General features: G+C 64.1%; 3 protein-coding genes and 2 tRNA genes. 2 read left to right on the forward strand and 3 right to left on the reverse strand.

Annotated elements, in window-relative coordinates; translation table 11 throughout:
- Window positions 1-22 precede the first annotated feature (22 nt).
- Entirely contained in the window at window positions 23-793 is a 771-nt protein-coding gene (locus EOC06_RS35585; RefSeq protein WP_128310000.1) for an SDR family NAD(P)-dependent oxidoreductase, read from the forward strand.
- Between the two features lie 63 nt (window positions 794-856).
- Here EOC06_RS35585 and EOC06_RS35590 read toward each other — a convergent pair.
- Window positions 857-932: transfer RNA gene (locus tag EOC06_RS35590), tRNA-Val, on the reverse strand.
- A 216-nt stretch (window positions 933-1148) separates the two neighbouring features.
- Here EOC06_RS35590 and EOC06_RS35595 point away from each other — a divergent pair.
- A tRNA-Asp gene (locus tag EOC06_RS35595) sits at window positions 1149-1225 on the forward strand.
- A 145-nt stretch (window positions 1226-1370) separates the two neighbouring features.
- Here the strand turns inward: EOC06_RS35595 and rbsK are convergent.
- Together rbsK and EOC06_RS35605 are read right to left on the reverse strand one after the other, a co-directional pair.
- Window positions 1371-2315: a ribokinase gene (gene rbsK / locus EOC06_RS35600; protein ID WP_128310001.1), complete on the reverse strand. Its 945-nt coding sequence runs from the start codon at window positions 2313-2315 to the stop codon at window positions 1371-1373.
- A 4-nt stretch (window positions 2316-2319) separates the two neighbouring features.
- On the reverse strand, window positions 2320-2695 hold a 376-nt coding region (locus EOC06_RS35605; protein ID WP_128310002.1), incomplete at its 5' end, for an RbsD/FucU family protein.

Here is a 2695-nt window from a genome sequence, read left to right on the forward strand (position 1 = left end):
CTCGCATGACAGGACGGCTCGCATGACCAATCGGTTGCAGGACAAGGTAGCGCTGATCATCGGCAGCGCCCGCGGCATCGGCAAGGGCATCGCGCTACGCTTTGCCGAGGAAGGCGCAAGGCTGGTGCTCGCCGACACCGAGGCCGATGCCGGGCAAGCCACCGCTGACGAGTTGGGCGTCCCCTTCATCCGCACCGACATCTCGCAAATGAGCGACGCCGAGGCCGCCGTGGCGCTGGCGCTGAAGCAGCATGGCCGCCTCGACATCATCGTGCAGAATGCCGGCATCTATCCCTGGCAACTGATCGAGAACACCAGCGCCGACGACTGGGACCGCGTCATGGCGGTCAACCTGCGCGGCACCTTCAACGCCAGCCGCGCGGCCCTGGTGCCGATGAAGGCGCAAGGCTTCGGCCGCATGCTCTACACCTCGTCCATCACCGGCCCGCATGTCACCAGCCCGGGCCATGGCCACTATTCGGCCAGCAAGGCCGGCATCAACGGCTTCATCCGCGCCGCGGCACTGGAATTCTCCGGCTACGGCATCACCGTCAACGGCGTCGAGCCCGGCAACATCCTGACCGAAGCCATCGAGCTGCATCGCGGCGCGGCCTACATCAAGAACATGGAGGACTCCATCCCGCTCGGCCGCCTCGGCAGCCCGCGCGACGTCGCCAACGCCTTCCTGTTCCTCGCCTCCGACGATGCCAGCTACATCACCGGCACGACCATCGTCGTCGATGGCGGGCAGTTGCTGCCGGAGGGCAATGATTTTCGACTGTTGCCGCCGTGATTGCAGCACCTACCGAACGACTCGGTTCCGTGTCTTGGCAACAGATTGAATGGACTAATGGAATGGTGGGCGATGACGGGCTCGAACCGCCGACATCTTCGGTGTAAACGAAGCGCTCTACCAACTGAGCTAATCGCCCGCTCCGGGCCGGACCTTTAAGCGGTCAGGGTCCGCTTCGCAAGGCCAAATGAGCGCAGGATGCCCTGGTTGGATGCCGGTTTTGCCAACAAAACGCCGGCTGTCAAAAAACCTTCTCCTGTTTGCTGTTATGCTGTCCTGTCACGCTTGACACCCGGTGGCGAACCCCTTATCCAGCGCCCCAACGACGAACACGGCTGACACGTGTTCGCCATGCGCGGGTGTAGCTCAGTTGGTTAGAGTGCCGGCCTGTCACGCCGGAGGTCGCGGGTTCGAGCCCCGTCACTCGCGCCATTTCTCTCAAGGGTATCAAGCTCTTGGCTTCAGAGAAATGTCGACATTGATTGTCAAAAACATTGTCTTGCAAGAGACCTGAGGTCCAAGAGACCTGAGGTCACTCAGGTCCTTTCAGCCCTTGCCTACGCTTGGCCCTGCAAGATCACCCCCTCGCCAGCAGTGCCTCGACCTCCCGCAATGTCGGCATCGACGGTGCAGTCCCCGGTCGCGTCACGGAGATACCGGCGACGGCGCAGGCGAAGCGCACCGCTTGCAGCGGCTCCACGCCCCTCGAAAGTGCTGCGGCAAGCCCGCCATTGAAGGCATCGCCTGCCCCCGTGGTTTCGACCACCGGGCCGGCGCTGACGGCTGGAACATGGTCGGAGCGCTCCTTCGAGTGCAAAAGCGCGCCCTTGTCGCCGAGCGTGACGATGACCGTGCCGACCCCCTTTTTCAGCAGACTGTCCGCGGCGCGCCGCGCCTCGTCGACCGAGGACACCTTCATCCCGGTCAGTTCCTCCGTCTCGGTCTCGTTGGGCGTGAGGTAGTCACAGAGCGTGTAGATGCGGTCGGGAAGCTTTGCCGCGGGGGCCGGATTGAGGATCGTCGTCACCCCTGCCCCACGCGCGATCTCCAGCGCCCGCATGGCTGCTTCGATCGGCTGTTCGAGTTGGGTGACAAAGACGCCGGCACCGCTGATCAGCCCGGCATTGGCTTCGATATCGGCTGGAGAGATCAGCATGGCGGCACCGGGGCTGACGATGATGGCGTTGTTGCCGGTCGTCTCTTCGACGAAGATGTAGGCCGCGCCGGTGTAGCTTTCCGGCGTATCGATGACGGCATTCTTGACGCCCGCCTGCGCCCAGGTTTGCCTGGCCATGTCGGCGAAGGGATCGACGCCGAGGCGGGTGAGGAAGGTGACGTCGGCGCCGAGCTTGCCGGCGGCAACCGCCTGGTTCGAACCCTTGCCGCCCGGCCCCAGCGTGAAGGACGTGCCGAGGATGGTTTCGCCCATGCGCGGCTGGCGCTGCGCCCTGTAAGCGGTGTCGGCGACGAACACACCCAATATGACGACAGGCTTCATGACGACAGGCTTGCCCGAGGCCATGCCGCTACTCCGCATCCGGCGGCACGACGCCCTTGCGGAAGGCGAAGCAGCCGTAGAAGCGGCGCTCACCTGTCTGGATGACGCAATAGGCCTGTTTGGCGCGCTCGTAGAAGGCATAGCGCTCGACCGCGATCATCGGCCACGACTTGCCCTCGGCCTTGTCGACCTCCCTTTGCACTTCGCTTTGTACGGGCGGAATTTCGTCGGGCTTGCCCACAATTTCCATGCGCGCGGCCGAGTCGTCGACGAATGTATCGAGCGGGTAGAGCGACAGCACCGCCTTGACCACTTGCGCCGCCGAGGCATCGATGCGCAGCACGCGGCCGAGCGCCGTCTGGCGCGCCACGGAATCGGACGGAAAATTGGTGTCGGCGATGATC

Origin of the sequence: Mesorhizobium sp. M7A.F.Ca.MR.362.00.0.0 (genome assembly GCF_004023175.1) — a bacterium.
Taxonomy (GTDB): domain Bacteria; phylum Pseudomonadota; class Alphaproteobacteria; order Rhizobiales; family Rhizobiaceae; genus Mesorhizobium.